We start from the raw sequence: 25,826 nt of genomic DNA, 5'->3' as shown, positions 1-25,826 counted from the left end.
AAGAACAAGTGAGAGAATTGCATGAGAAAATTAGCATTGCCAGAAGAAGTGCTGCTCCAGATTGAGCAGCCTGCGCGATACATTGGAAATGAATTCAACAGTGTCGTAAAAGACAAAGAGAAAGTAGCCCTGCGCGGCGCATTCCTGTTCCCGGATGTGTATGAGATCGGTATGTCCCACCTTGGCATCCAGATCCTGTACGATATGTTCAACAAACGCGAGGACATGTGGTGCGAGCGAGTTTATTCCCCATGGCCGGATCTGGACCGCGTGATGCGTGAACAGAACATTCCGCTGTTCGGCCTGGAATCCCAGGAGTCGGTGAAAAACGAGGATTTCCTGTTCATCACCCTGCAGTATGAGATGTGTTATACAAACGTTCTGCAGGCGCTCGACCTTGCCGGAATCCCGCTGCATGCGGTGGAGCGTACCGGCGAGGACCCGATCGTCATCGGCGGCGGCCCGTGTACGTACAACCCGGAGCCGATCGCTCCGTTCTTCGACCTGTTTTACATCGGAGAGGGTGAGGTTGTGTACGACCAGCTTTTCGACACGTATCTGGAAAATAAAAAGAACGGCGGAACCCGTCTGGATTTTCTGAAAAAGGCATGCCAGATCCCGGGCATTTACGTACCGCAGTTTTATGAAGTAACGTACCACGAGGACGGAACCGTTGCAGCCTTTACGCCGTCCATCCCGGAAGCGCCGGAAAAGATCAAAAAACAGCTCGTCATGGATATGACCGAGGCAACGTATCCGGAGAAACCGGTCGTGCCGTTTATCAAGGCAACACAGGACCGTGTCGTTCTGGAGATCCAGCGCGGCTGTATCCGCGGCTGCCGTTTCTGCCAGGCGGGTATGGTGTACCGTCCGACAAGAGAGCGCGATGTGGAGAAGTTAAAAGAACTTGCGACCCATATGCTGCGCAATACCGGCCACGATGAGATTTCGTTGAGTTCTTTGAGCTCGAGTGATTACAGCCATCTTCCGGAGCTTGTCAACTATCTGATCGACAGCTGCCCGGAAAAAGGTGTCAATATTTCCCTTCCGTCTCTTCGAATCGACGCATTTTCCCTCGATGTCATGAGCAAGGTACAGGATATCAAAAAGAGCAGCCTGACCTTCGCACCGGAGGCGGGAAGCCAGCGGATGCGGAATGTTATTAATAAAGGTCTGACCGAGGAAGTCATTCTCGACGGAGCCGGAAAAGCGTTTGAGGGCGGCTGGAATAAAGTAAAACTGTATTTCATGCTGGGCCTTCCGACCGAGACCGAGGATGATATCAAAGGAATTGCGCATCTGGCGGAAAAGATCGCAGAGCGTTACTATGAGATTCCGAAAGACCAGAGAAACGGAAAATGCCAGATTACGGCAAGCTCCTCGTTCTTTATTCCGAAGCCGTTCACTCCGTTCCAGTGGGCACCGATGAACACGGAGAGGGAGTTTCTTGACAAAGCGGCGATTGTAAAGGCAGAGGTCCGCGCACAGCTGAATCAGAAGAGCATCCGTTACATTTATCATGAGGCAGATATTTCCCTTCTGGAGGGATTCCTTGCACGCGGTGACCGGAAATGTGCCGAAGTTATTGAAAAAGCGTACAGAAAAGGTGCTATTTTCGATGCCTGGTCCGAGTATTTCCGGAAAGATGCCTGGGAAGAAGCGTTTGCAGAGACCGGCATTGACGTTTCGTTCTATGCCTGCCGTAAGCGCAGCACCGATGAGATCCTTCCGTGGGATTTCCTTGATATCGGCGTGACGAAAAAATTCCTGATCCGCGAATGGGAGCGGGCACAGCAGGAAACCGTTACCCCGAACTGTAAGATGCAGTGTTCCGGCTGCGGAGCAAAATCATTCGGAGGAGGTGTCTGCTATGAAAATCAGAATTAAGTTTGCCAAAACAGGTGTGATGAAATTTGTGGGTCATCTGGATGTGATGCGTTACTTCCAGAAAGCAATCCGCCGTGCGGAACTTCCGATCGCTTATTCCGAGGGCTTCAGCCCGCACATGCTGCTGTCGTTTGCTTCTCCGCTCGGTGTCGGCATCAGCAGCACCGGTGAATATTTCGATATGGTGCTCGCGGAAGATATGAAAACCGACGAGATTGTAAAACGTCTGAATGCGACGATGGTTGAGGGAATGGAAGTGCTTTCCGCCCGCCATGTGCCGGATGGAAAAGCAAGCAAGGCAATGTCTCTCGTAGCAGGAGCCGATTATCTCGTGCAGTTCCGCGAGGGAAAAATGCCGGAGATTGATCTGGAAACGAAAGTACCGGTGTTTTTTGCACTTCCGCAGATTGAGATCATGCGAAAGACAAAACGAAGCGAAAAGCTGACCGATATCCGCCCATGGATTTACGATATGAAAGCAAAGAAAAGCGGTGTCTGGATGCAGCTCTCCACCGGAAGTGTTTCGAACCTGAAACCGGAGCTCGTGATGGAAGCGTTCTGCAAATGGTGCGGGGTTGAACTGCCGCCGTTTGCATACACGATTCTGCGCGAGGAAGTTTACGCAGACATCGGAACGGAAGAAGAGCGAAAGCTGGTTCCGCTGGAAGCATTAGGAGAAGAAGTTGAGTAAACGAGTTGTCATTGCCCATCTGCCGTGGGAGGGAAAAGATTACCTGGTACACACGCTGGTGGAAGGAGAAAGACCGGTCGAACTGACGGCCCTCTGCAGGGAGAAGGAAACGCTGCTTGGCAATATCTATGTCGGCCGGGTGGAAAAACTGGCGCCCGGGATCCGCGGGGCATTTGTCTCGTTTGCGGAGCAGCAGAGCTGTTTTCTTGATCTGTCCCGTGTAAAAGAAGGGTATCTTCTGAAAAAAGCACCGGGAACGGAACTGCATGTCGGAGATGAAATTGTCGTGCAGATCCAGCGGGAAGCGCAGAAAACGAAGCTTCCGTCGGCGACAGCAGAACTTTCTCTTTCGGGAAGTGCCCTGGCGCTCTATTATGGAAAGCCGGAAATCTCATGCTCGGGACGCCTTCTGCCGGAGCAGAAAAAACGGTTAAAAGAACTGGGAAGCCGGATGTTTCCAGAGCTTTCCGGCGGAAGCCTTCCGTTTGGCGTGATCTTCCGCACCGCATCCGCTGATGCTTCGGAAGAAGAGATCCGGCAGGAATATCTCGAGCTGTCCGAAAAACTCGCGCGGATTGTCCAGTATGGAACGATGCGGAGCCTGTACTCCTGCCTGTATCGGGCGTCAGATGCCGTGCCGGAGCTCGTCAAACGGTATGCACCGTCAGTTTCAGAACTTGTGACAGATGACAGAGAAACGTATGAGATCTGCAGAGAATATCTGGAGCGCCATGATTTTCACGACTGCCGCCTGACCTGGTATGAGGATCAGCTTACCACACTGACAAAGAAAGAAAATCTCGAAAATCACGTAAAACAGGCACTCGACAAACGTGTGGATCTGCCTTCCGGCGGATTCCTCGTGATCGAACCGACCGAAGCGCTGACCGCGATCGATGTGAACAGCGGAAAGCAGCTCGGCGGACGGAAAAATACGTTTCTGTACAGCGTAAACCAGGAGGCAGCCCGCGAAATCGCCCGCCAGATCCGCCTGCGCGGGATTTCCGGTCTGATCCTGGTTGACTTTATCAACATGCCGGAAAAAGAGCAGGAGGAGCGCCTTCTCGGCTTCCTGCAGGGTCTTGTGCGGGAAGATCCCGTCCAGACCAAAGTTGTGGATATGACGGCGCTTCATCTCGTGGAACTGACGAGAAAGAAAATCCGCCGGCCGCTGGCAGAACAGATGAAATGACGGTGACCTTACAAAGGAGGAATGAATATGGAACCACAAAAGAAACCGATTCACCTCAATGAAAATGATACCCCATATCTTTACGAACCCTTTCGAAACCAGATGCCGGCAAAACGGCCGCATCCGGCGGAAAAAGAAAAGATACTGAAACCATGGCAGGGCCTGCTGGTGTTTGCCTTTCTGATGGTTCTTTTTAATCTCGCCGGAATCCCGCTGGTTCTTGCAGGCGGGATGTATGGAAATGCGCTGGACGAGATCATTGTATTCCTGATCGGATCCATTCTCGTCGTACGGGCACTTCATATTCCGTTAAAAGAAGTGTTCCCATTAAAAAAGCCGGATGGAGCCGGAATCCTCGGAACCATTCTGATGTGGTATGTGACGTACCGCGGTGTGCTTGCCCTTTTCCTTCTGATGGAATGGATTTTCCCGCAGGAATACGCAAGCCTCTCGGAATCCATGGACAGCAGTATGGCGGGCCTTTCCTATTTCGGCGAGCTGCTTGTCGTTGCGCTGACACCGGCCATCTGTGAAGAAGCACTGCACCGCGGTCTTCTGCAGTACAGCCTGCGCGGAATCAAAAAGAAATGGGTGATGCTGCTTCTGATGGGCGTTTATTTTGGCGCTTTCCACATGAGCATCGTCCGTTTTCTTCCGATGATGATGATGGGAATCGTTCTCTCGTATGTTCGGATGAAGACCGACAACATGTTTTACAGCTCGCTGTTTCATTTCGTCCATAACGCATCGACGATTGTGGCGAGCATTGCGGCAAGCTTCCTCTATATGTTCTCGCAGGGGAACGCAGCAGCAGGCAGCGGATACGCAACGGAAACGTACATCGGCATGTATCTGATCGAAGCGGCGCTGATGCCGATCGGTCTTTATATGGGAAGCCGTCTTCTGATGTACCAGCAGACAAAAAGCGAAGGATTTTTCCCGAAGGAGAGAAGAAAAAAGACCATTGCAAAAATCGTAATTCCGACCATTCTGCTGATCCTTGGCGGACTGTTTTTTCTTGGTATTGGTATGATGTAAAAAGAATCAAAAGCAGTTTGAGCAATTTTGCAGAAATGTCCAAGCCGGGTAGAAAACAGGTACGATTTATGATAGAATAACAGCAAATCAAGCGTTACACGATATTACAGAAAGGAAAAGCTGTTTCTCTAAAAAGAGACAGCAGGAATAAGAACTATGGCAAGAACAGCTATTGCTACCGACAGCAACAGCGGTATTACACAGAGTCAGGCGAAAGAGCTGGGCGTTTTTGTCCTTCCGATGCCTTTCTTCATGCGCGGAAAAATCCAGTTTGAGGATATCGACCTGACACAGGAACAGTTTTACGAGATTCTGGCAGAGGATGCGGCTGTTTCCACATCTCAGCCGTCTCCGGGAGATCTGATGGATTTCTGGAACAAAATTCTCGAAGAGTACGATGACATTGTTTACATTCCGATGTCAAGCGGCCTTTCCACCTCCTGTGATACAGCGACCGTGCTGTCCGAGGACTATGAAGGAAAAGTGCAGGTTGTCAACAACCAGAGAATCTCCGTTACGCAGCAGCAGTCTGTTCTGGATGCAAAGAAAATGGCAAACCGCGGCGTGGCAGCAAAAGACATCAAAGCAATTCTGGAAGAGGATGCGCTGGATGCAAGTATCTATATTATGGTAGATACGTTAAAATACCTGAAAAAAGGCGGCCGCGTTACGCCGGCAGCAGCCATGATCGGAACCGTTTTAAATATCAAACCGGTGCTGACGATCCAGGGAGAGAAGCTTGACGCGTTTGAAAAAGCGCGCGGTGTGAAACAGGCAAAGAAAGCCATGATCAAGGCTATGAAAAAAGATATGGACAAACGCTTCGCAAAAGAGCGTGCAGCCGGCATCATGGGACTTCACATTGCCTATACCGCAAACGACAAAGAAGTAATCGATGGATGGATTGTCGAAGTAAAAGAAGCCTTCCCGGATTTTGAAGTCGATGCGCATCCACTGTCCTTAAGCGTTGCCTGCCACATCGGACCTGGCGCACTGGCAATTGCATGTGAAAAAAAATCTGCAATTTCCTGAAAAATACTATTGACAAACAGCAGACGTGATGATATATTGTAGAAGTATGCCGCACAGAGAGGTAAAAGAGTCGAAAGACCACCGAATCTGGCGAGTAATTGATAGGGAGGTGCCATATGTACGCAATTATTGCAACAGGTGGTAAACAGTACAAGGTAGCTGAAGGCGATGTTATCCGAGTAGAGAAACTTGGCGTTGAAGCTGGAGAAACCGTAACTTTTGATCAGGTACTTGCAGTAAGCAATGACGGACTGAAAGTTGGCGAGGACGTTAAAAATGCATCCGTAACCGCATCTGTAGTTGGAAACGGTAAAGGCAAAAAAGTTATCGTTTACAAGTATAAGAGAAAAACTGGTTATCATAAGAAAAACGGTCACAGACAGCAGTACACTGAAGTGAAGATTGAAAAAATCAACGCTTAAGTCTTATGATTTGTATAACCGTAACAGAGTCTGACGGCGAGTACATCTCCGTGGAGTCAAACGGTCATGCAGGCTATGCAGAGGAAGGGCAGGATATCATCTGTGCCGCTGTCTCCGCATTGATTGTAAACACCGTAAATTCCGTGGAAACATTGACAGAGGATCTGATTATAAGTGAGGCTGGAGATGGATACGTGTATTTTTCATTCCCGAATGGGTATTCTGAAAGTACCGCACTTCTTGTAAAATCACTTTTGCTGGGCCTCGAAAGTATCCGCCGCGATTATGGAGCACAATACTTAGAGATCGCATTCAAGGAGGTGTAATACCATGTTAAATATGAACCTTCAGATTTTCGCTCATAAAAAAGGAGTTGGTTCTACCAAGAACGGTAGAGATTCCGAGTCCAAGAGATTAGGAGCAAAAAGAGCTGACGGACAGGTTGTAAAGGCTGGAAACATTCTTTACAGACAGCGTGGAACCAAGATTCATCCAGGCGTGAACGTAGGAATCGGAAAAGACGATACCTTATTCGCTATGGTTGACGGACGCGTAGCTTTCGAAAGAAAAGGACGTGACAAAAAACAGGTTTCCGTATATCCGGTAGCAACAGAAGAGTAAGACAAAGGTGCGGCTTCAAATCTTAAGAGGTTTGAAGCCGTTTTTGTTAATAATAATTAAAGGTCCAGCAGACCGATTGGGATTTAGATAAAACAAGACAGGAGAATACCATGTTTGCAGACAGAGCAAAAATTCTGATCCGCTCCGGTAAGGGCGGAGACGGACATGTCAGTTTCCGCAGAGAGCTTTTTGTACCGAACGGCGGGCCGGACGGCGGCGATGGCGGCAAAGGCGGAGACGTTATTTTTGAAGTTGACGAAGGACTGAATACACTGGTTGATTACCGCCACAGAAGAAAGTTTTCTGCTACCGACGGCGAGCCGGGCGGAAAACGCAGATGCCATGGCGGAAACGGCGCAGATATTGTCCTGAAAGTACCGGAAGGAACCGTCATTATGGACGCTGCGAGCGGAAAAGTCATCGCAGATATGTCCGGTGAAAACCGCCGTCAGGTTGTATTAAAAGGCGGAAAAGGTGGAAACGGAAATATGCATTACGCAACCGCTACCATGCAGGTTCCGAAATACGCCCAGCCAGGCCAGCCGGCACAGGAGCTGGAAGTAAGAATGGAACTGAAAGTCATCGCGGACGTCGGACTCGTCGGTTTCCCGAACGTTGGAAAATCGACCCTGCTTTCCCGCGTGACAAATGCAGAACCGAAAATTGCAAATTATCACTTTACCACACTTTCCCCGAACCTCGGTGTCGTAGACCTTGAGGGCTGCAGCGGATTTGTTATCGCAGATATCCCGGGACTGATCGAGGGTGCATCGGAAGGAGTCGGCCTCGGCCATGAATTCCTGCGCCACATCGAGAGAACCCGCGTGATGATCCATGTAGTAGACGTTGCATCGACCGAGGGAAGAGATCCGGTGGATGATATCAACAAGATCAACAAAGAGCTCGAAGCCTATAACCCGGAGATCGCAAAACGCCCGCAGATCATCGCGGCCAATAAGACCGATGCGATCTATGTAGAAGAGGGCGAAGAGGATCCGGTGGAACGTCTGAAAAAAGAGTTCGAGCCGAAAGGCATCCCGGTTTATCCGATTTCTGCCGTCAGCGGAAAAGGCTTAAAAGAGCTTTTATATGCCGTACAGAAAAAACTCGATGAGCTTCCGAAAGAGCGTATGGTCTTCGAGCAGGAATTCTTCCCGGAGGATATGCTTCTTGCCGAGAACCTGCCGTACACCGTCGAGCAGGACCCGGAGGACGAGCACCGCTTCATCATCGAGGGACCGAAGATCGAGAAAATGCTCGGCTACACCAATCTGGATTCCGAGAAAGGTTTTGCTTTCTTCCAGCGGTTCTTAAAAGATACCGGTATCTTAGACGAACTCGAGCAGGCCGGCATCCAGGAAGGCGATACCGTCAAGATGTATGGATTTGAATTTGATTATTATAAATAGAACGAATAAATAACGAAGGAGGAGACGTATGACCAGCAAGCAGAGAGCATACCTGAAAGGCCTTGCCATGACCATGGAACCGATCCTGCAGGTAGGAAAAAGCAGCATCACGCCGGAGCATACCGCTGCTGTAGCAGAGGCACTTGAGGCGAGAGAACTAATTAAAATCAATGTACTGCAGAACTGCCTCGATGATCCAAGAGAGATCGCAGAAGTTCTGGCAGAACGCACCAATTCCCAGGTCGTACAGGTGATCGGCAAAAAGATCGTGCTGTACAAAGAGGGCAAAAAAGAGAAAAAGAAAATTCAGCTTCCGAAATAATCCGCAGGAAAGAACCGCCGGGACCGGAGCATACCGCTGCAGTTCCGGCGCTTTTTGAGGAAAACGTATGGAAAAGAAAAACAGAAAAATTGGCATTATGGGAGGCACATTCGATCCCATTCATATCGGTCATCTGATCCTTGGCGAGGCGGCGTACGAGCAGTTCGGGCTTGATGAAGTCTGGTTTCTTCCGGCCGGAAATCCGCCACATAAGCGGAACCGGGCGGGACAGGCAAAGGATGCACAGCGTGTCGAGATGGTGCGCCGTGCCATCGCATCCAATCCGCATTTTGTGCTCTGCACCAAAGAGATGAAAGATGAGGGCTATACCTACAGTTATCGGACGCTTGAGGCGATGCGGAAGGAACATCCGGGCACGGAGTTTTACTTTATCATTGGAGCGGATTCCCTGTTCTATTTTGATGAGTGGAAAAATCCAGAGCGGATCTGCGCCGCGGCAAAGATCCTTGTGGCGACCAGGGATCTGGCAAAAGAGGAAGAGCTTCTGGCCTGTATGGAACGAAATGCAGAAAAACTTCACGGTACCTTTCTGAAACTCGACACACCGAATCTGGATGTTTCTTCCCACGAACTGCGGGAATGGATCCGGGAAGGAAAATCCGTGAAATACTATCTGCCGGATTCTGTGATTTCCTACATTCAGGAGCAGAAAATCTATCAGGATTAGAGGAAGAGCAGGATGGAACAGTACGATTTATGGAAACTGGACAAAAAACTCCAGAAGGAAGTCGATGAAGACCGCTATCATCACACGCTCGGTGTGATGTTTACCGCATCATCCATGGCGATGGTATGGGGCGAGGATCTCGAAAAAGCCCGTGTCGCGGGACTGCTTCACGACTGTGCAAAATGCATTCCGAATAAGAAAAAAATCACCATGTGTGAGAAAAATAAGATTGAAATCACTGAGTTTGAGCGGAACAATCCGTTTTTGATCCATGCCAAGCTCGGTGCATTTCTGGCGAAGGACAAGTATAAGGTGGAAGATCCGGAGATCTTAAGCGCCATCACCTGGCATACGACAGGAAAAGAAGATATGACATTGCTGGAGAAGATCATCTATATCGCAGATTATATCGAGCCGGCACGAAACAAGGCGCCTCATCTTACCCGCCTTCGGAAGCTGGCATTCACCGATATCGACGAATGCATGTATGAAATTTTAAAAGACAGTATGGCGTATCTGTCGGAAAACCCGAAGACGATGGACCCGATGACGGAGCAGGCATATCAGTTCTATGAGGCACTGCACCGGGAACGGACGGCAAAGGAGGAAGTATAAATGAGCGAAGCAAAACAGACTGCAAAACTTGCACTGGAAGCACTGGAAGATAAAAAAGCAATGGATGTCCGCATTCTGGACATTACCCATGTTTCTACCCTGGCAGATTATTTCATGATCGCCAGCGGAAGCAACCGTAACCAGGTGCAGGCAATGGCAGACAACGTGGAGGAGGTACTCGGAAAGGCCGGCGTACATCCAAAACAGATCGAAGGCTATCAGACCGCAAACTGGATTCTGATGGACTACGGCGATGTTGTCATCCACATCTTTGATGAGGAGAACCGCCTGTTCTACGATCTGGAGAGAATTTGGAGAGACGGTAAAGTCGTAGAAAAAGAAGAGATTATGTAAGTTAGGTGGAAAAAGGCGCAGAAAATCCGGAACCGTGCAGAGAAAGGCGGACGGGTTCTCTGCGCCTTTCTGGTGTTTGGAACGCATATGATAAAGAAAAAGGGGAATATCACACGATGAAAAAAATAGAAAGCGGATCGCTTGCTGTGATGCTCGATGAAGAGACGCTGGGACTTAGGATCGAAAAAGACGGCGTTGTCTGGAATACGGATCCGAAAAAGACACCGGAACTGATTTTTGCAGAGGGAACATACCGTTTCCTGGATGCAGAGGAGATTTCCCATGAGGTCTATTCCTTCGGCGTCGGATGCGGCATCCGGAGCCGTTATGCGGGATTTGCGGGAACACCGTATGCCTTCGAGACGATTATCTGGATCGAAGCTGTGGATGAAACATTTTGGATGGAGTGGATTCCGCTCTGCGAGGAGGGACTGCATCCGGTAAAGGTGCTGTGGCCGACGGCAATGGAGTTTACAAACGGGCGCGATGACTGGTATACACTCCTTACCGAGGGACAGGGACTTCTGATTCCGAATACCTGGAAGACGGAACTTGGAAAGCTTTCGTTTGACGGCAGATTTGAGACCTCCGGCGGCTATATGCCGTGGTTTGGCCAGGTGAAGGAAAGATGCGGCTATACAGCGATCTGTACAACACCGTGGAACGTCGGTTATCAGGCAGAGCACCCGGCAGGCGGCCCGTATACCAGCGTGGGGGCATGGCTGGAGCCAAGCCTTGGAACAATGAATTACCGCCGCGTATTCCGTTATACGTTTTTAAATAACTGCGATTATAACGACCTCTGCAAAACATACCGTCAGTATGTACGGGAACAGGGCCATCTGCGCACTTTGAAAGAAAAGGCAGTACAGAATCCGTCCATTCACGATCTTGTGGGAACGTGTTTTGTTCATACGGGAATCAAGACGGTTGTGCAGCCGGAGTCCGGCTTTTTCGATCCGCAGAATCCGGAGAAAAATAACCGCGTAGTGCCGTTTTCCGTGCGCGAACAGCAGATCCGCGAAATTCATGATCTCGGCGTAGAGAAAGTCTATCTTCATCTGGACGGCTGGGCAGAACCGGGGTATGACAACCAGCATCCGGACTACACACCGGCATGCCAAGCGGCCGGCGGATGGGAAGACATGAAATCGCTTGTCGATACGATGCATGATTTCGGCTACAAATTCGGTATTCACGACCAGTACCGCGATTATTACCATGCAGCGCCGAGCTACGATGAAAATTATGCCTGCCGCCTTCCGGATAGAACGATACCGGGACACAGTTACTGGGCGGGCGGACCGCAGAGCTATCTCTGTGCAACGCAGGCACCGTTCTATGTGAAACGGAATTTTGCCGAGCTGAAGAAAAACGGAATCCGGCTTGACGGTGCATACCTCGATGTGTTTACGTGCAACGAGGGCGACGAGTGCGCAAATCCGGAGCATGTGATGACGAGAAGAGACTGCTATACGTACCGCGGAAACTGCTTCTCCTGGCTGCTATCACAGGGGATTCTCTCAAGCTCCGAGGAGGTCAGCGACTGGGCCGTTCCGTATCTGGTATTCTGCCATTATGCGCCGTACGACTTTATGCTGCGCCCGGCAGAGACACCGAAAAAAGGAATCCCGGTGCCGCTCTTTAATCTTGTGTATCATGACTGTGTGATCGAGCCGTGGATGATGGACCGTGTTTCAAAAGACGAGGACTATATGCTGTATGCGCTTCTTGCAGGCGGTGCACCGTATCTTGTACGGGACGGCGCATATCCGAATACAGATGGTGCATTTGACGGGGAGAAAATCAGTCTGGAAGAGATGACAGAAAGATGCCGCGTTGTAACGGAGCTGCATGAAAAAACGGCACTCCTGGAACTGGTACGCCACGAGTGTATGACGGTGGACGGAAGCGTACAGAAGAGTGAATTTTCCGATGGAACATATGTTATTTGTGACTTTGCAGAGCAGATATATGAAATCGGATACGGGGCATAAAAGAAAAGCGCCACATGTAGATTTTGTTCTTATAAAAATACAAGATTTTGTGGTTTTCCTTGTATTTTTTCAAGTGCATATCTTGCGCGGAAAGCAGAGATTTGTTATATTATGCATGCGGAGGTGTTCATGCCCGGTGCAAAGAAGATGCCGGAGCGTGACGAAACAAAATAACACCAGAAAGGAACAAAGCAAATGAGAGAATTTGAACAGTGGGATGGCTTTACCGGAAGACTCTGGAAAGAAGGCATCGACGTACGTGACTTTATTCAGAACAACTATACTCCATATGACGGAGATGAGAAATTCCTGGAGGGACCAACAGAGGCTACAGACCGTCTGTGGGGCAAATTACAGGAACTCCAGAAAGAAGAGCGTGCAAAAGGCGGCGTTCTGGATATGGAGACAGACGTTGTAAGCGGAATCACAGCTTACGGCGCAGCATATATCGATGACAGCATGAAAGATCTGGAGCAGGTAGTTGGTCTTCAGACAGACAAACCGCTGAAACGTGCATTTATGCCGTATGGTGGAATTAAAATGGCTGAGCAGTCCTGCGAGACTTACGGCTACAAACCAAGTGAGAAGCTTCATGAAATTTTCACTAAATATCACAAAACACATAACCAGGGTGTATTCGACATCTACACACCAGAGATGATGAAAGCCCGTCATAATAAAATCCTGACCGGTCTGCCGGATACCTATGGCCGTGGCCGTATCGTAGGCGACTACCGTCGTGTTGCTCTGTACGGTATTGATTACCTGATCGAGCGCAAAAAAGCAGACTTCGCTGCAACAAATCGTCAGGGAATGCGTCGTGGTGACTTCCAGTTAAGAGAAGAGATCGCTGACCAGGTCAGAGCACTGCAGGATATGAAAGTTATGGCACAGTCCTATGGCTATGACATTTCCGAGCCGGCTAAGAACGCAAGAGAAGCTGTTCAGTGGCTGTACTTCGGATACCTTGCAGCTATCAAAACTCAGAACGGTGCTGCAATGAGCGTTGGCCGTGTATCTACTTTCCTTGACATCTACATCGAAAGAGATATCGAAAAAGGAATCCTGACCGAGAAAGAGGCTCAGGAGCTGATCGACCATCTGGTAATGAAATTCCGTATGGTTAAATTCGCAAGAATTCCGTCTTACAATCAGCTGTTCTCCGGTGACCCGGTATGGGCTACTCTGGAAGTTGCCGGTATGGGAATCGACGGACGTTCTATCGTTACAAAGAACGATTTCCGTTTCCTGCATACACTGGAAAACATGGGACCGTCCCCAGAGCCGAACCTTACTGTTCTGTACTCTGAGAATCTTCCGGAAGCTTTCAAGAAATATGCAGCTCATATTTCTGTACAGACAAGCTCCATCCAGTATGAGAACGATGATGTAATGCGTCCGGTATGGGGCGATGATTACTCCATCTGCTGCTGTGTATCTGCTACCGAGACCGGTAAGGAGATACAGTTCTTCGGCGCTCGTGCAAACCTTGCAAAATGCCTTCTGTACGCGATCAACGGCGGTAAAGACGAGAAGACAAAACAGCAGGTTGCTCCGGAATATCAGCCGATCACTGCTGAGTATCTGGACTATGATGAGGTTATGAAGAAATACGACGTTATGATGGACTGGCTGGCTCATCTGTACGTTGGAACTCTGAACATGATCCACTACATGCATGACAAATACTACTATGAGGCAGCAGAGATGGCTCTGATCGACACCGATGTAAGACGTACCTTTGCAACCGGTATCGCAGGATTCTCTCACGTAGTAGACTCCTTAAGCGCAATCAAATACGCTAAAGTTAAAGTTATCCGTGACGAAGAAGGAATGGCTGTTGACTTCGAGACAACCGGCGACTTCCCAAGATACGGCAACGACGATGACAGAGCAGACGAGATCGCTGTATGGCTGCTTCGTACCTTCATGGACAAACTGAAATACTGCCATACCTATCGTGATTCTGAGCCGACTACCTCTATCCTTACCATTACTTCCAACGTTGTATATGGTAAAGCAACTGGTTCTCTGCCGGACGGAAGAAAAGCCGGTGAGCCTCTGTCTCCGGGAGCTAACCCGTCTTACGGCGCAGAGAAGAGCGGACTTCTTGCTTCCCTGAACTCTGTAGCAAAACTGCCGTATGAGGACGCTCTGGACGGAATCTCCAACACCCAGACCATCAACCCGGGCGCACTTGGCCACAACGACGAAGAGCGTACCGAGAACCTGGTACACGTTCTGGACGGATACTTCGAGCAGGGTGCACATCACCTGAACGTAAACGTATTCGGAACCGAAAAACTGATCGACGCAATGGAGCACCCGGAGAAACCGGAGTATGCAAACTTCACAATCCGTGTATCCGGCTATGCAGTTAAATTCATCGACCTGACAAAAGAGCAGCAGATGGACGTAATTGCACGTACCTGCCACGATCATATGTAATTTCTGAAAATGTTATTTCTAAAGCCCCCGCGGCCGCAGCAATGCGGCTGTGGGGGCTTTTTGTATATCGCTGCTTGAATTCCAGTAAAATCCACTTGATTTAGAGTACATAAAATGAGAAAATTTATCAGATGCAGAACGCTAATTGAAAAACTTTTATCAAGTAATTCATAGCGTAAGTTACGAGTTAATGTTATAATACCAAAGTTAGGATTTCCTAACATAAGAAAAAATGGAGTTTTATTTATGAAAAAGAAAATTGTTGCAGCATTTTGTCTTGCCATGGTGATGACGGTCGGCGGATGTTCCGGTGCGGGGACAGCAGCGCAGCCGGAGAGCAGTGAAAGTCAGACACAGCCGGCGTCTGTTTCGGAGTCTTCGAGCAGTTCTGACGCTTCGGAAGAGAATTCCACGCAGAAATCCGCATCATCCACAGCTTCTTCCGATGCCGCAGATGCATCGAGCAGCCGAGATATTTTTGCGATGGATACGTACATGACGGTCACTGCCTATGGTCCGAATGCAGAAACGGCGGTGGATCAGGCGCAGCAGGAGATTGAGCGGCTGGATGCACTTCTGTCGACCGGAGAGAAGACGAGTGAAGTAGCGCAGATCAATGCAAACGGCGGCGGAACCTTATCGGAGGATACCACCTATCTGCTGGAACGCTCGCTGGATCTGTATGACAGCACAAACGGCGTTTTCGACATCGCAATTTATCCGATCATGGACGCCTGGGGTTTTACAACCGGAAATTATACGATTCCTTCGGATGAGACGATCGAAAGCCTCCTTCCGCTGACCGATGCCAATGATATCCTATACGACAAGGACAGCGCATCCATCAGCTTTGCCAAGGACGGCATGAAAATTGACTTCGGCGGAATCGCAAAGGGCTATACCTCCGGCAGAATCGCCGATATTTACCGGGAATGCGGTGTGACGAGCGGGCTCATCAACCTCGGCGGAAACGTTCAGGTTGTCGGCACGAAAACGGACGGCAGTAAATGGCGCGTTGCCGTGCAGAGTCCGGAGGCAGAGGATGATTATCTCGGCATTCTCTCGACGGCCAACCGGGCGGTTATTACTTCTGGCGGCTATGAGCGGTATTTCGAACAGGACGGCATGAAATATCATCACATCATCGATCCATCGACCGGTCATCCGGCAAATAACGGTCTGGTGTCGGTGACGATCGTAAGTGCTGACGGAACACTGGCGGATGGCCTTTCTACTTCTCTTTTCATCATGGGGAAGGACAAGGCGGCCGAATACTGGCGTGCACACAGCGATGAATTTGACACCATTCTGGAGGATGCGGACGGCGTTCTGTATGTAACCGAAGGAATTGCTGACGATTTCACATCCGATCACGAGACAAACATTATCAGGAAAGACGGTGATACATAACCATGGGAAAATGGAAAAAACTGACAGCATTTGCACCGGCTCTCGCGGCAGTTATCGTAGCAGCCTGTGCCGGTATTTCGCTGAACGGCTACACTGCACCGGTTTACGCCGTAGAGCAGCCGGAGGCACTGGTGACACCGGAGCCGGAACAGGATACCGATGCAGCGGAAAAGAAAGATGATACAAAAAAGAAGGACGATACCAAAAAGACAACCGATACCGAAGCAGAACTTGTCGCAGCCGTCGGTTCCGGCAGCTTTGAGCTGGCGGACGGAACGTACGAAGGAAGCGGAACAGGTTTTGGCGGTACGATTACAGTCTCTGTCGTATTGAAAGACAAAACGATTCAGTCGATCTCGATTGTAAGCGCTCCCGGCGAGGACGCAGCTTTCCTGAACCGTGCGAAGGGAGTTATCGACCGTATCATCGCATCCCAGAGTGTGGATGTGGACACGGTTTCCGGTGCAACTTTCAGTTCAAAAGGTATCCTTGCAGCCGTGAAAAATGCACTGACCGGTCAGGAGGACACTTCAGAACCGGCATCCGCATCAGGAGCGGCAGGCGGCGGAGCCTCTGCCGGCGGAACCGTTACAGTATCTAAAATCGAAGAACCGGCTGCCTACCGGGATGGAACGTATTACGGAACCGGAACAGGATTTGGCGGCACAATGAAAGTCTGCGTTGTTGTCAGCGGCGGAAAAATTGCTTCGATTGATATTGTGGAAAACAGCGATACGCCAAGCTACCTTTCCAGTGCTTCCTCTCTGATTTCGACGATTATCTCAACACAGAGTACGAATGTGGATACGGTCTCCGGCGCGACATACAGCTCCCGCGGTATTATTGAAGCTGTGCGGAGTGCCTTAAGTCAGGCGGCAGTGAACGGGTCTTCCAGTACAAACGGAGGAAGCCAGAGCAATACAAACAACGGAAACAACAGCCAGAATAATAATCAGAACAATAACAATTCGTCTGCATCCAAGGGAAGTTTCCCTTATCAGGACGGAATTTATTACGGCACGGCCGCCGGTTTCCAGGGAGACATCAAAGTGGCGGTAGCCCTGCAGGATCAGACGATCAAAGCGGTACTGATTCTGGAAAACGAAGATGACGAGACATTCTTCAACCGTGCCAAAGTCGTAGCGGACCGCATCGTAGACGGACAGAAAACCGATGTGGATCTCGTATCCGGCGCAACGTACAGCTCCCGCGGCATCCAGAACGCAGTAAAACAGGCGCTGGAAAATGCGAAGAAGGCAACAAACGGCGAGACCGTTCCGGATAACGGAACGAGCAGCGGCGGAACCACAACGATTCCGGAAGGAAAATTCCCATACGAGGAAGGCATTTACTACGGAACCGGCGAGGGCTATCTGGGAGACATTACAACGGCAGTTGTCATTCAGGATGAGACGATCAAGGCAATTCTCGTGACCGAGAGTGAAGATGACGAAGCATTCTTAAAACGCGCAAAACAGACAGCAAAGGACGTTGTGAAAAACCAGACACTGGAAGTTGACACCGTTTCCGGCGCAACCTACAGCTCCAGGGGAATTCTTGCGGCAATCGAGGAAGCTTTAAAAGAGGCAGAACGCGTAACTGAGGAAAAGAAAAATCCAACCCCGACACCGACGGAAACACCAACCCCGACCGAAATCCCGGAGCCAACTGAGACGCCAACACCAACCCCGACGGAAACTCCGGAACAAAAGATCTATCAGGACGGCGAATACACAGCGATTGCCGTCTGCGAGCCGGATGAAGATGAAGATTTTACCGCTTATCAGCTTTCTGTGACGGTAACAATTGAAAACGATAAAATCGTAGCGTTAAGCAACATCACCGGTGACGGAGACAGTCAGAATGCCTCCTACATCCGCCGCGCATCCGAAGGAACCTCCAAAATCAAAGGCGTTTCCGCTCAGATTCTGGAAACCGGAACGCTTGAAAACATCGACACCGTTTCCCGTGCAACCTGCTCCTCAAAAGCCATTCTTGAGGCATGCCGGAATGCGCTGGATGCTGCGAAAGTAACGCAATAAAGGGGAAAACAGATGAGACAATTGATTGTTCGTTTTTTGAATGTCGCTGTCATTGCTGCTGTTCTGATCGGCTACAATACCGTACTCGATAAAAGAGACAAAGAGGATCAGATCGCGCGGCTCTCGGCAGAGCTTGAGACGACCCAGCTTCAGAAGGAAAATCTGCAGGCCGCAGCAGCTGCATCCAACACGGCGGATACGGCCGCAAGTGAAGCAGCAGAAGCAGAAGGGCAGTACGTGGACGGTACGTATGACGGTGAAGCTGACGGCTTCGGCGGCACCATTGCAGTTGAAGTAACCGTAGAGGGCGGCCAGATTACCGATCTTGCCATCACATCCGCCGACGGCGAGGACAGTGCGTATCTGTCAAACGCGGAGGCGATCATTCCAAAGATTATTGAGGCACAGTCCGCCGATGTTGATACGATCAGCGGAGCAACATTCAGCTCCACCGGTATCAGAAATGCGGCGCAGGAAGCAATAGAAAAGGCGGAGAAATAACATGAAAAATTTAGATCTATCCACATTACCGGCAAAGAAGAGAAAACAGATCGTTTCCTGCCTGCGTGCCGGAATCCAGCTTTTATATTTCCTGTTTCTTCCGTCAGTATTTACCGCTGCATTTAACGGAGTGAAATACATTTTTACGCAGCTTGGACAGGGTGAAAAAATTGAGATGACCGCGTTTGTGTCGGCTCTGCTTCTTGTCTGTGCATTTACGATTGTTTTCGGCAGATTTTTCTGCGGTTTTGCATGCGCTTTTGGAAGTCTGGGGGATGCAATGCACGCAATTTATGGTATAATCTGTAAGAAACGTAAAAAGAAGCCCAGATGCATCAAACCGGAGCTGGCAAAAAAACTGGCGCTGGTCAAATACGGCATTCTGCTTCTGATTGCTCTTTGCTGCTTTGCAGGAGTTTATCAGAAAGCAAGAGGAACAAGCCCGTGGGATGTCTTTTCCATGCTGCATGCGGGAAATTTCCGACTTTCCTCTTATATTCCAGGCATTGTTCTTCTGGTGCTGATCCTGGTCGGCATGTTCTTTGAGGAGCGCTTTTTCTGCCGTTTCCTGTGCCCAATGGGAGCTGTCTTTTCTCTGCTTCCGATCCTGCCGTTCTTTACTCTGCACCGGAAACGCGAAAACTGCATCCGCGGCTGCAGCGCCTGCACGAGACAGTGCCCGTCAGCGGTGGAACTGCCATCCGATGGATACGTGGAGATCTCCGGCGACTGTTTCCAGTGCCAGAAATGTATTGATACGTGTCCGAAAGGTAATATCCGCTGCGGGGTAAAGGAATTTCACGGAAATGAAATCCTCTTTACGCTGTTCCGTGCTGTATTCCTGCTGACACTGCTGTTATGGGCTGGCATCTGATTCAGAATAAGGAAAACTATATGAAGAAAAAAGATCTGATTCTGGCAGGCGCCGTTCTGCTCTTGGCTGGAATCCTTGCCCTGGCACTTCGGCTGCCGAAAACGGAAAATGGAAATACCATGAAAGTCACGGTGGACGGCGAGGTCTACGGAACGTATTCACTCGCAGAAAATCAGACCGTGAAAATTCAGACGGGTCACGGAACGAATGTCCTGGTGATCGAAAACGGAAGTGCCCATATGGAAGAAGCTGACTGCCCGGACGGCTACTGCAAAAGACAGGGTACGATTTCCCAGGTAAATGAGACGATCGTGTGCCTGCCGCATAAGCTGGTTGCGGAGGTAGAAAGTGACGGATCCACAACGGACGACGCCGACGATGCGCCGGATGTGATTGTAAAATAATACCAGCTTAGAAGAAAGGAATTGGAATTTATGAGAGACAGCCGCACTGCAAGCAGAAAAATTGCCTTATGCGCCATGCTGATGGCACTTGCCATGATCTTCAGTTATGTGGAGGTACTGATCCCGATCAACCTCGGTGTTCCTGGAATCAAACTCGGCATTGCCAATCTGGTTGTAGTCGTCGGCCTCTTTTTCCTTCCGGCAGGGGAAGTCCTGATGATTTCCGTCGCCCGCATTCTTCTGATGGGGTATCTGTTCGGAAATGGAATGTCCATCCTTTACAGCCTTGCCGGCGGGCTTTTGAGCTTTCTTGTGATGCTTCTGCTGAAACACATCAAGGGCTTTAGTATCACCGGCGTAAGTATTGCAGGAGGCGTGACGCACAATGTCGCGCAGATCTGCGTGGCGGCTCTCGTGGTGCAGAACCGCAAACTGTTCTATTATCTGCCGGCGCTTCTCGTGGCCGGAGTCATCACCGGAATGCTGATCGGAATCCTTTCGGACCGCATTCTTTCTGCGGTAAAACGCGATGGACGAAAGAGTTCTTCGCGGTGAAAACTCCATATCTACGGAATTTTTTCTGTGTGGGAACGAAAATCATCCCACAAACTTCACAGTATCGGATCATTAAATAGTAAAAATACTCAATAAGCAGAATCTGTGCCTCTTTTGAGAAAAAATAATCAGTTAAGAGTTAGACAAAACGATCAAAAATTAGTAGAATAATCTACGGTTAGTTAAAACAATTATTGATTAGTGAAAACTAATATAATAATGAAGGACAGTTTTGCCCCTGTTTTTCCTGCAAAACTGTGGAAAAGGAAAAAGGAGGAAGTTATGATCAAAAGAAAAGAACTTCAGAAAAAATCATTAGCAGCCGTAATGGCAGCTTCCATGACCATGAGCCTGCTCCCGGGAACCGCACTGGCGGATGCTACAAGTGGCGTGCTGGCAGATGGCACTTATGAGTCTACGGCTCATGTTACCAGAACTGCAGAAGACGATGAGGATGAGAATGCATGGGATGAATATGACGTTAATGTCAAAATCACAGTTGCAGACGGTAAGTTTTCTGATATTGCAGTAACACCTGGTTCTGGATACAATACAGAAAATGCTACATATTTTAAAAAAGCAGCTACAAACAGCAAAGGATTCAAAACGAAACTTCTTGGAAAAGATGCAACGATTGAAAACATTGAAGGATGGGATATTGTATCGGGTGCAACCAGAACTTCGAATGCAGTAAAAACCGCGGCTCTTGCAGCAACCCAAAAAGCAACCCCGACTCCAGAAGCAGTAGACACCACAGCACTTGAAAAAGCAATCGCAGATGCCGAAGCATTAAAGGAAGCTGACTACACCGCAGACTCCTGGAAAGCTGTCCAGACTGCTCTTACCGCAGCAAAATCTGCTCTTTCTGCAAAAGAATCCCAGAGCGCTGTTGATACCGCGAAAGATGCGCTGAATACTGCAGTAAAAGGCCTTGTTAAAGCACCGACTCCGACGGCGACCCCGACAGCAACGCCAACCGCAACCCCAACGGCGACCCCGACCGAGACTCCAACTGAGCAGGTGGCTTACGTTCTGATGAACATTCCGTATGATGAATTTTATGCTGCAGATGTAAACAACTCTGTTCCAGTGGATGTATTTTCTTCCGCAACGAAGAGCAAAACAAGAACAGCCACTCTTGCCGGTGGTTCTTATCATACCAATGCAGATGGAAGTGCAATCAATGGAATTACCTTCCCGGTTAAAGTAACAGGAGTGGATCTTTCCAAATTTAAGAAAGTAACAGATTCTGACTCTGTAAGTATTACAGTAACAAACCGTGGTCAGACATCTACACAGACATACACTGGAAAAGACGCCTTATTTGAAAACTCAGACTATGCATATTATGTATTAAGCGAAGCACCTTCTTACTACAAAGAAGCAACGGTAAATGCAGATGGCTCTCTTTCTTTTGGAAAAACAGTTGGAACTGCAATTGAACTGACCAATGTATCTCCGGAATTTATGACTGAATCAAGATATGGAGATTATCAGCTGGATCTCGACGGACTGGAGAACACGATTGATGTTGGAACCGATCAGATCTATGGTGTTATTGTCAGCACAAAAGAAGGCAATGACTATGGTATGCGTCATGTGGAAAATATCTGGCGCGGAACAGAGCTGGCATGGTCAACTGGATTTACAACACAGGTGCATGGATGCCCGACTTCTTCTGCACATTACAAGAGCATGATGGGACAGCATATCAATAAGGTTACTTATTATACCAGCAAAGGAATCTACACGATTCCGGTGAATGATATTTTTGTTCCAACAAAATTTGAGGCAAGTGTATCCGTAGAAGACGCTTCTCTTTCCACTGGAAAGACAACGATGACCGTAACCGGACTTCCGGCTGATTATGATGCAGAATATTCCGTAGATGGTCTGGATGGATTTGCAGTAGACGGAAATACCATTTCTTATTCCGCAAATGCGAAAAAAGGAATGTATACTCTGACGATTCATGATAAAAAAGGTGTTTATGCAGATCTGACACAGAGCTTTACTCTGTATACAGATGCAATGCCGGCTGCTTACAACGAAAAAGGAAGTGCTCCGGCGCTTGTAAAAGCAGAGAATGCATCAGAAGATGACTTTGCTGATTATATCAAGAACATCACTTCGGTAAAAGTAAATGGAAAAGAATATGCAGCAACTGGAAAACGGAAAATAATTCTGATCAAAGAAGACGGTACGCTTGATCTGACAGCTGCCGCTTTTGCAGAAGGAAATAAATTTGAAATCGAAGTAACTGCAACAGGTTACAAGACGCTTTCCTTTACTTATGAGAAGAAAGAAACAACATATAAATATGTATATGCAGGTCTTACCTGGGCTGAGTATTGGGCAGCAGAAGGAGTTCAGGCGGCAGGAAGCGACGCTGGTTCGGATGAAACTGACAGTCGCAAAGAAAGTGATAAAGGCGCTTTTGATGTTGTAACCCGTGCGACCACAAACCATGGACTGCACAGAGGAAGCTTCCAGTGCGCAGCGACTATCTACATGAAAGATGGCACAACCTATGATGTGGCATATTATACCGCAGCAACCACGGCAGTTCTGACCAACGGCGAGACCGTAACTTACGATAAGAGCCAGATTGATCATTATGAAGTAAAAGGTCTGAAATATGTGCCTGTAAAAGTTTCGGAAGATGATTACGAAGATTTCTGCAAAAAGTATGTTGTGGTAGAAAACGGCGGAACACTTTCCGGTGGATTTTCTGAAAATAAACTGCAGAGCTATACAGGCCTGGTTGCAGATGTAACAGAAAACACAAACGGTCTGAAGATAGCAGTGAAAAATGCAGATGGAAGCTTCTCCTTCTCTGCAAGAACAACAGGAAGTGAATCCGGAATCAAAGATCAGGCGCTGAAGACAGCTCCGGATGCTGAGACCGTAGGACTGACCGTGAAAGAAGCCAAAGGTTCTTATGGAGAATTCCTTCGCGTAGATTTAACGGGAAATTACGGCGATCTGGCTGCTAATCTGCAGACCGTAACCTGGACTTATTACGGTGATGATTCCACTTATACGAATGCAAAAGCAACGTATGGAACAAAATTCGCAGCAGATAACTGGATGCATAAAGTAATGGGAATTCAGCTTGGCCTTACCGATTCCCTGCGCTGCACTTTACCGGAGGGAACGGATGGAACCGGTTATTGGAAGATTACGATTCATGCACTTGGCTATGCAGATGCTTCCTACACTTTTGAAGCAACTAAAGCGAATATTGTAGGAGCTGATCCGGTAGAGAGCACAGCAGCACTGGAAGAGGCAATTGCAAAGGCAGATACACTGAATAAAGAGCTTTACACGGAAACTTCCTGGAATAATATGCAGACAGAACTGGCAGAAGCAAAAGAAGCATTGGAGAAAAAACAGAGCCAGGGAACCGTAGACGAAGCAACAGAGCATCTGAATGCAGCAATCGAAGCACTTCAGTCCCAGTATGTATTAATGAACATTCCGTATGCTGAGTTCTATCAGGCAGAGGTTCATAACGATATTCCAGTAGATGCATTTACTTCCGCAACCAAGAACAAAACAAGAACAGCCTCACTTTCCGGCGGATCTTACCATGTGAATGCAGACGGAAGCGATATTACAGGTATCACCTTCCCAGTAAAAGTAACAGAGGATATGGATCTGAGCAAATACACGAAAGTGACAGATGAGGATTCTGTAGAAATCACCGTTACCAACCGTGGACAAACATCCACCACAACGTATACCGGAAAAGATGCACTGTATGAGAATGCAAGCTATGCATATTACACTTTACATGAGGTTCCGTCTTATTACAAAGAAGCATCTGTAGATGCAGACGGCAATGTAACCTTTGGTGCTGTTCAGGGAACCGAGGCAGCAAAGCTGGAAAATGTAACGGCAGAGCTCTCCACTAACAGCAAATACGGTGATTATCAGCTGGATCTGGATGGTCTTACTGATACCATCAAAGCAGGCGAAGATACCGTATATGGTGTTGTTGTCAGCACAAAAGAGGGCAACGATTACGGAATGCGTCATCTGGAGAATATCTGGAGAGTGTCTGAGCTGGCATGGAGCACTGGATTTACGACAAGCGTTCATAACTGCCCGACCTCCTCGGAACATTACAAGAGCATGATGGGACAGACCATCAACAAAATTACCTATTACACCAGCAAGGGAATTTACGAAGTCGACGCAGATGTATATGTACCGGTTAAGTTTGCATATGAATTTTCTGTAGAAAATGCGTCTGTCACATCTGGAAATGCTTCTGTTAAACTGGAAGGCCTGCCGGATGATTACGATGCTGTCTATACAGTAGAAGGTCTGACGGGAACCGTGTCCGGTGATACTCTGTACTTCAAGAATGCAGAGAAAGGTTCTTATACATTGACTGTCAGCGATAAGAATGGTAAATATGCAGATCTTTCCGCAGACTTTATCCTTTACACGGAAGAGATGCCGGCAGCATTTAACGAAGATACGACAACACCGGGTCTGTTTAAGAACGGGGATGCAACAGATGAAGAGTTTGCAGATTATCTGAAGAACATTACCTCTGTTACTGTAAATGGAAAAGCATATGCAGCAAGCGGAAGAGGAGCTGTTGTACTGTTCAATGAGGATGGTTCCTTAAAGACAGATGCAGCACCGTTCGCAGAGGGCGATTCCTTTGAAATTACAGTTTCTTCACTGGGATATCAGGATCTTAGCTTCACCTGGAAGAAATCAGCAGAAGAGCCGACTCCTACTCCTACAGAGACCCCAACCGTAACCCCGACCGAGACTCCGACTGTTACCCCGACGGAAACCCCGACCGTAACCCCAACTGAGACTCCGACGGTTACACCTACAACAGCACCAACCACAACCCCGACGACTGCTCCTACCACAATACCTACGACGCAGCCGACGAAGACCCCGACAAGCACCCCGAAAGCAACATCTACTCCGCTTGCAAGTAATAAAGTATCCAATACTTCTACTTCCAAGAAGAGCGATAATGCAAAGACCGGTGATGCTACCAACATCTGGGGATGGGTAAGCATGGCAGTTGCATCTCTTGGTGCCGGCGGACTTGGATTCAAACTCCGCGGCAGAAAGAAAAACGAAGACGAAGAGTAATTCAGAACGAAATAACTGAGAAATTCTTCTGACATAAGAAATCACAGAAACCTCTGTTCCAGCTTTTCTGGCGGAGGTTTCTGCCGTTTCGAGGAGTAAAAAAGTGATTCTTTTCTTTTTGTAAAAAACAAAAAATTAAGTGTTCACACAATGCCCAATTCGTGCGATAATAATACTGTGTTTTTTGCACATGC

At 48.6% G+C, this 25,826-nt stretch carries 22 protein-coding genes; all 22 read left to right on the top strand.

Annotated features, from left to right (window positions below; genetic code table 11):
- Window positions 1–21 precede the first annotated feature (21 nt).
- On the top strand, window positions 22–1,887 hold the full coding sequence (locus DWX32_RS08865) for a TIGR03960 family B12-binding radical SAM protein (protein ID WP_118594425.1): 1,866 nt from the start codon (window positions 22–24) through the stop codon (window positions 1,885–1,887).
- On the top strand, window positions 1,871–2,578 hold the full coding sequence (locus tag DWX32_RS08860; protein WP_117508951.1) for a TIGR03936 family radical SAM-associated protein: 708 nt from the start codon (window positions 1,871–1,873) through the stop codon (window positions 2,576–2,578). Before DWX32_RS08865 ends, DWX32_RS08860 begins: the two co-directional genes overlap by 17 nt.
- Window positions 2,571–3,770: a ribonuclease E/G gene (locus DWX32_RS08855; RefSeq protein ID WP_118594426.1), complete on the top strand. Its 1,200-nt coding sequence runs from the start codon at window positions 2,571–2,573 to the stop codon at window positions 3,768–3,770. The genes DWX32_RS08860 and DWX32_RS08855 overlap by 8 nt, the downstream gene beginning before the upstream one ends.
- Before the next feature lie 27 nt (window positions 3,771–3,797).
- Entirely contained in the window at window positions 3,798–4,808 is a 1,011-nt protein-coding gene (locus DWX32_RS08850; RefSeq protein WP_055267901.1) for a type II CAAX endopeptidase family protein, read from the top strand.
- Window positions 4,809–4,964: 156 nt separating this feature from the next.
- Entirely contained in the window at window positions 4,965–5,840 is an 876-nt protein-coding gene (locus DWX32_RS08845) for a DegV family protein (RefSeq protein WP_055267903.1), read from the top strand.
- 116 nt (window positions 5,841–5,956) lie between these two features.
- Entirely contained in the window at window positions 5,957–6,262 is a 306-nt protein-coding gene (gene rplU, locus DWX32_RS08840) for a 50S ribosomal protein L21 (protein ID WP_022462906.1), read from the top strand.
- Between the two features lie 5 nt (window positions 6,263–6,267).
- On the top strand, window positions 6,268–6,588 hold the full coding sequence (locus tag DWX32_RS08835; protein WP_055228163.1) for a ribosomal-processing cysteine protease Prp: 321 nt from the start codon (window positions 6,268–6,270) through the stop codon (window positions 6,586–6,588).
- 4 nt (window positions 6,589–6,592) lie between these two features.
- The gene (gene rpmA / locus DWX32_RS08830) at window positions 6,593–6,883 is read left to right on the top strand and encodes a 50S ribosomal protein L27 (protein ID WP_022462904.1); all 291 of its coding nucleotides are present in this window, start codon (window positions 6,593–6,595) and stop codon (window positions 6,881–6,883) included.
- A 110-nt stretch (window positions 6,884–6,993) separates the two neighbouring features.
- Window positions 6,994–8,292 (top strand): GTPase ObgE, encoded by a 1,299-nt coding sequence (gene obgE, locus DWX32_RS08825; protein WP_022462903.1) that lies wholly within the window; start codon window positions 6,994–6,996, stop codon window positions 8,290–8,292.
- Window positions 8,293–8,320: 28 nt separating this feature from the next.
- On the top strand, window positions 8,321–8,614 hold the full coding sequence (yhbY, locus tag DWX32_RS08820; RefSeq protein WP_022462902.1) for a ribosome assembly RNA-binding protein YhbY: 294 nt from the start codon (window positions 8,321–8,323) through the stop codon (window positions 8,612–8,614).
- Between the two features lie 67 nt (window positions 8,615–8,681).
- Complete coding sequence (gene nadD / locus DWX32_RS08815) at window positions 8,682–9,302, top strand: nicotinate-nucleotide adenylyltransferase (protein WP_118640606.1); 621 nt, start codon at window positions 8,682–8,684, stop codon at window positions 9,300–9,302.
- A 12-nt stretch (window positions 9,303–9,314) separates the two neighbouring features.
- Window positions 9,315–9,917: a bis(5'-nucleosyl)-tetraphosphatase (symmetrical) YqeK gene (gene yqeK / locus DWX32_RS19835; protein WP_117801121.1), complete on the top strand. Its 603-nt coding sequence runs from the start codon at window positions 9,315–9,317 to the stop codon at window positions 9,915–9,917.
- Window positions 9,918–10,271 (top strand): ribosome silencing factor, encoded by a 354-nt coding sequence (gene rsfS / locus DWX32_RS19830; protein WP_022462899.1) that lies wholly within the window; start codon window positions 9,918–9,920, stop codon window positions 10,269–10,271. It begins immediately after the preceding gene.
- 116 nt (window positions 10,272–10,387) lie between these two features.
- Complete coding sequence (locus DWX32_RS08805) at window positions 10,388–12,268, top strand: DUF5696 domain-containing protein (RefSeq protein ID WP_055267920.1); 1,881 nt, start codon at window positions 10,388–10,390, stop codon at window positions 12,266–12,268.
- 195 nt (window positions 12,269–12,463) lie between these two features.
- On the top strand, window positions 12,464–14,716 hold the full coding sequence (gene pflB / locus DWX32_RS08800; protein ID WP_117508947.1) for a formate C-acetyltransferase: 2,253 nt from the start codon (window positions 12,464–12,466) through the stop codon (window positions 14,714–14,716).
- Window positions 14,717–14,962: 246 nt separating this feature from the next.
- Entirely contained in the window at window positions 14,963–16,126 is a 1,164-nt protein-coding gene (locus tag DWX32_RS08795; RefSeq protein WP_117804979.1) for an FAD:protein FMN transferase, read from the top strand.
- Between the two features lie 2 nt (window positions 16,127–16,128).
- Window positions 16,129–18,168, top strand: a complete 2,040-nt coding sequence (locus DWX32_RS08790) for an FMN-binding protein (RefSeq protein ID WP_117761495.1) — start codon at window positions 16,129–16,131, stop codon at window positions 18,166–18,168.
- Window positions 18,169–18,180: 12 nt separating this feature from the next.
- On the top strand, window positions 18,181–18,669 hold the full coding sequence (locus tag DWX32_RS08785; RefSeq protein ID WP_055228158.1) for an FMN-binding protein: 489 nt from the start codon (window positions 18,181–18,183) through the stop codon (window positions 18,667–18,669).
- 1 nt (window position 18,670) lies between these two features.
- Window positions 18,671–19,543, top strand: coding sequence for a 4Fe-4S binding protein (locus DWX32_RS08780; RefSeq protein WP_117761496.1), 873 nt, complete (start codon window positions 18,671–18,673; stop codon window positions 19,541–19,543).
- A gap of 20 nt (window positions 19,544–19,563) precedes the next feature.
- Window positions 19,564–19,947 carry a NusG domain II-containing protein gene (locus DWX32_RS08775; RefSeq protein WP_117804978.1) on the top strand — a complete coding sequence of 128 codons (384 nt, stop codon included), beginning with the start codon at window positions 19,564–19,566 and terminating at the stop codon, window positions 19,945–19,947.
- Between the two features lie 30 nt (window positions 19,948–19,977).
- Complete coding sequence (locus DWX32_RS08770; protein WP_055266099.1) at window positions 19,978–20,502, top strand: Gx transporter family protein; 525 nt, start codon at window positions 19,978–19,980, stop codon at window positions 20,500–20,502.
- Between the two features lie 282 nt (window positions 20,503–20,784).
- Window positions 20,785–25,632 carry a penicillin-binding Tp47 domain C-containing protein gene (locus DWX32_RS08765; protein ID WP_118659662.1) on the top strand — a complete coding sequence of 1,616 codons (4,848 nt, stop codon included), beginning with the start codon at window positions 20,785–20,787 and terminating at the stop codon, window positions 25,630–25,632.
- Window positions 25,633–25,826: the final 194 nt, after the last annotated feature.

The sequence above is a fragment of the Blautia sp. AF19-13LB genome, from assembly GCF_003479105.1.
In the GTDB taxonomy this organism is placed as follows: domain Bacteria; phylum Bacillota; class Clostridia; order Lachnospirales; family Lachnospiraceae; genus Fusicatenibacter; species Fusicatenibacter saccharivorans.
The sequence above is the reverse complement of the archived record's forward strand: the minus strand, read 5'-3'. Positions and strand labels throughout refer to the sequence as shown.

What these genes read in the sequence shown, in the direction of transcription:
- DWX32_RS08780 (WP_117761496.1), top strand. Translation starts at nt 18,671, where the DNA reads ATGAAAAATTTAGATCTATCCACATTACCGGCAAAGAAGAGAAAACAG.
- yhbY (WP_022462902.1), top strand. Translation starts at nt 8,321, where the DNA reads ATGACCAGCAAGCAGAGAGCATACCTGAAAGGCCTTGCCATGACCATG.
- DWX32_RS08845 (WP_055267903.1), top strand. Translation starts at nt 4,965, where the DNA reads ATGGCAAGAACAGCTATTGCTACCGACAGCAACAGCGGTATTACACAG.
- rsfS (WP_022462899.1), top strand. Translation starts at nt 9,918, where the DNA reads ATGAGCGAAGCAAAACAGACTGCAAAACTTGCACTGGAAGCACTGGAA.
- rpmA (WP_022462904.1), top strand. Translation starts at nt 6,593, where the DNA reads ATGTTAAATATGAACCTTCAGATTTTCGCTCATAAAAAAGGAGTTGGT.
- DWX32_RS08790 (WP_117761495.1), top strand. Translation starts at nt 16,129, where the DNA reads ATGGGAAAATGGAAAAAACTGACAGCATTTGCACCGGCTCTCGCGGCA.
- DWX32_RS08795 (WP_117804979.1), top strand. Translation starts at nt 14,963, where the DNA reads ATGAAAAAGAAAATTGTTGCAGCATTTTGTCTTGCCATGGTGATGACG.
- yqeK (WP_117801121.1), top strand. Translation starts at nt 9,315, where the DNA reads ATGGAACAGTACGATTTATGGAAACTGGACAAAAAACTCCAGAAGGAA.
- DWX32_RS08805 (WP_055267920.1), top strand. Translation starts at nt 10,388, where the DNA reads ATGAAAAAAATAGAAAGCGGATCGCTTGCTGTGATGCTCGATGAAGAG.
- DWX32_RS08850 (WP_055267901.1), top strand. Translation starts at nt 3,798, where the DNA reads ATGGAACCACAAAAGAAACCGATTCACCTCAATGAAAATGATACCCCA.
- DWX32_RS08765 (WP_118659662.1), top strand. Translation starts at nt 20,785, where the DNA reads ATGATCAAAAGAAAAGAACTTCAGAAAAAATCATTAGCAGCCGTAATG.
- pflB (WP_117508947.1), top strand. Translation starts at nt 12,464, where the DNA reads ATGAGAGAATTTGAACAGTGGGATGGCTTTACCGGAAGACTCTGGAAA.
- DWX32_RS08865 (WP_118594425.1), top strand. Translation starts at nt 22, where the DNA reads ATGAGAAAATTAGCATTGCCAGAAGAAGTGCTGCTCCAGATTGAGCAG.
- DWX32_RS08835 (WP_055228163.1), top strand. Translation starts at nt 6,268, where the DNA reads ATGATTTGTATAACCGTAACAGAGTCTGACGGCGAGTACATCTCCGTG.
- DWX32_RS08785 (WP_055228158.1), top strand. Translation starts at nt 18,181, where the DNA reads ATGAGACAATTGATTGTTCGTTTTTTGAATGTCGCTGTCATTGCTGCT.
- nadD (WP_118640606.1), top strand. Translation starts at nt 8,682, where the DNA reads ATGGAAAAGAAAAACAGAAAAATTGGCATTATGGGAGGCACATTCGAT.
- DWX32_RS08770 (WP_055266099.1), top strand. Translation starts at nt 19,978, where the DNA reads ATGAGAGACAGCCGCACTGCAAGCAGAAAAATTGCCTTATGCGCCATG.
- DWX32_RS08860 (WP_117508951.1), top strand. Translation starts at nt 1,871, where the DNA reads ATGAAAATCAGAATTAAGTTTGCCAAAACAGGTGTGATGAAATTTGTG.
- DWX32_RS08775 (WP_117804978.1), top strand. Translation starts at nt 19,564, where the DNA reads ATGAAGAAAAAAGATCTGATTCTGGCAGGCGCCGTTCTGCTCTTGGCT.
- obgE (WP_022462903.1), top strand. Translation starts at nt 6,994, where the DNA reads ATGTTTGCAGACAGAGCAAAAATTCTGATCCGCTCCGGTAAGGGCGGA.
- rplU (WP_022462906.1), top strand. Translation starts at nt 5,957, where the DNA reads ATGTACGCAATTATTGCAACAGGTGGTAAACAGTACAAGGTAGCTGAA.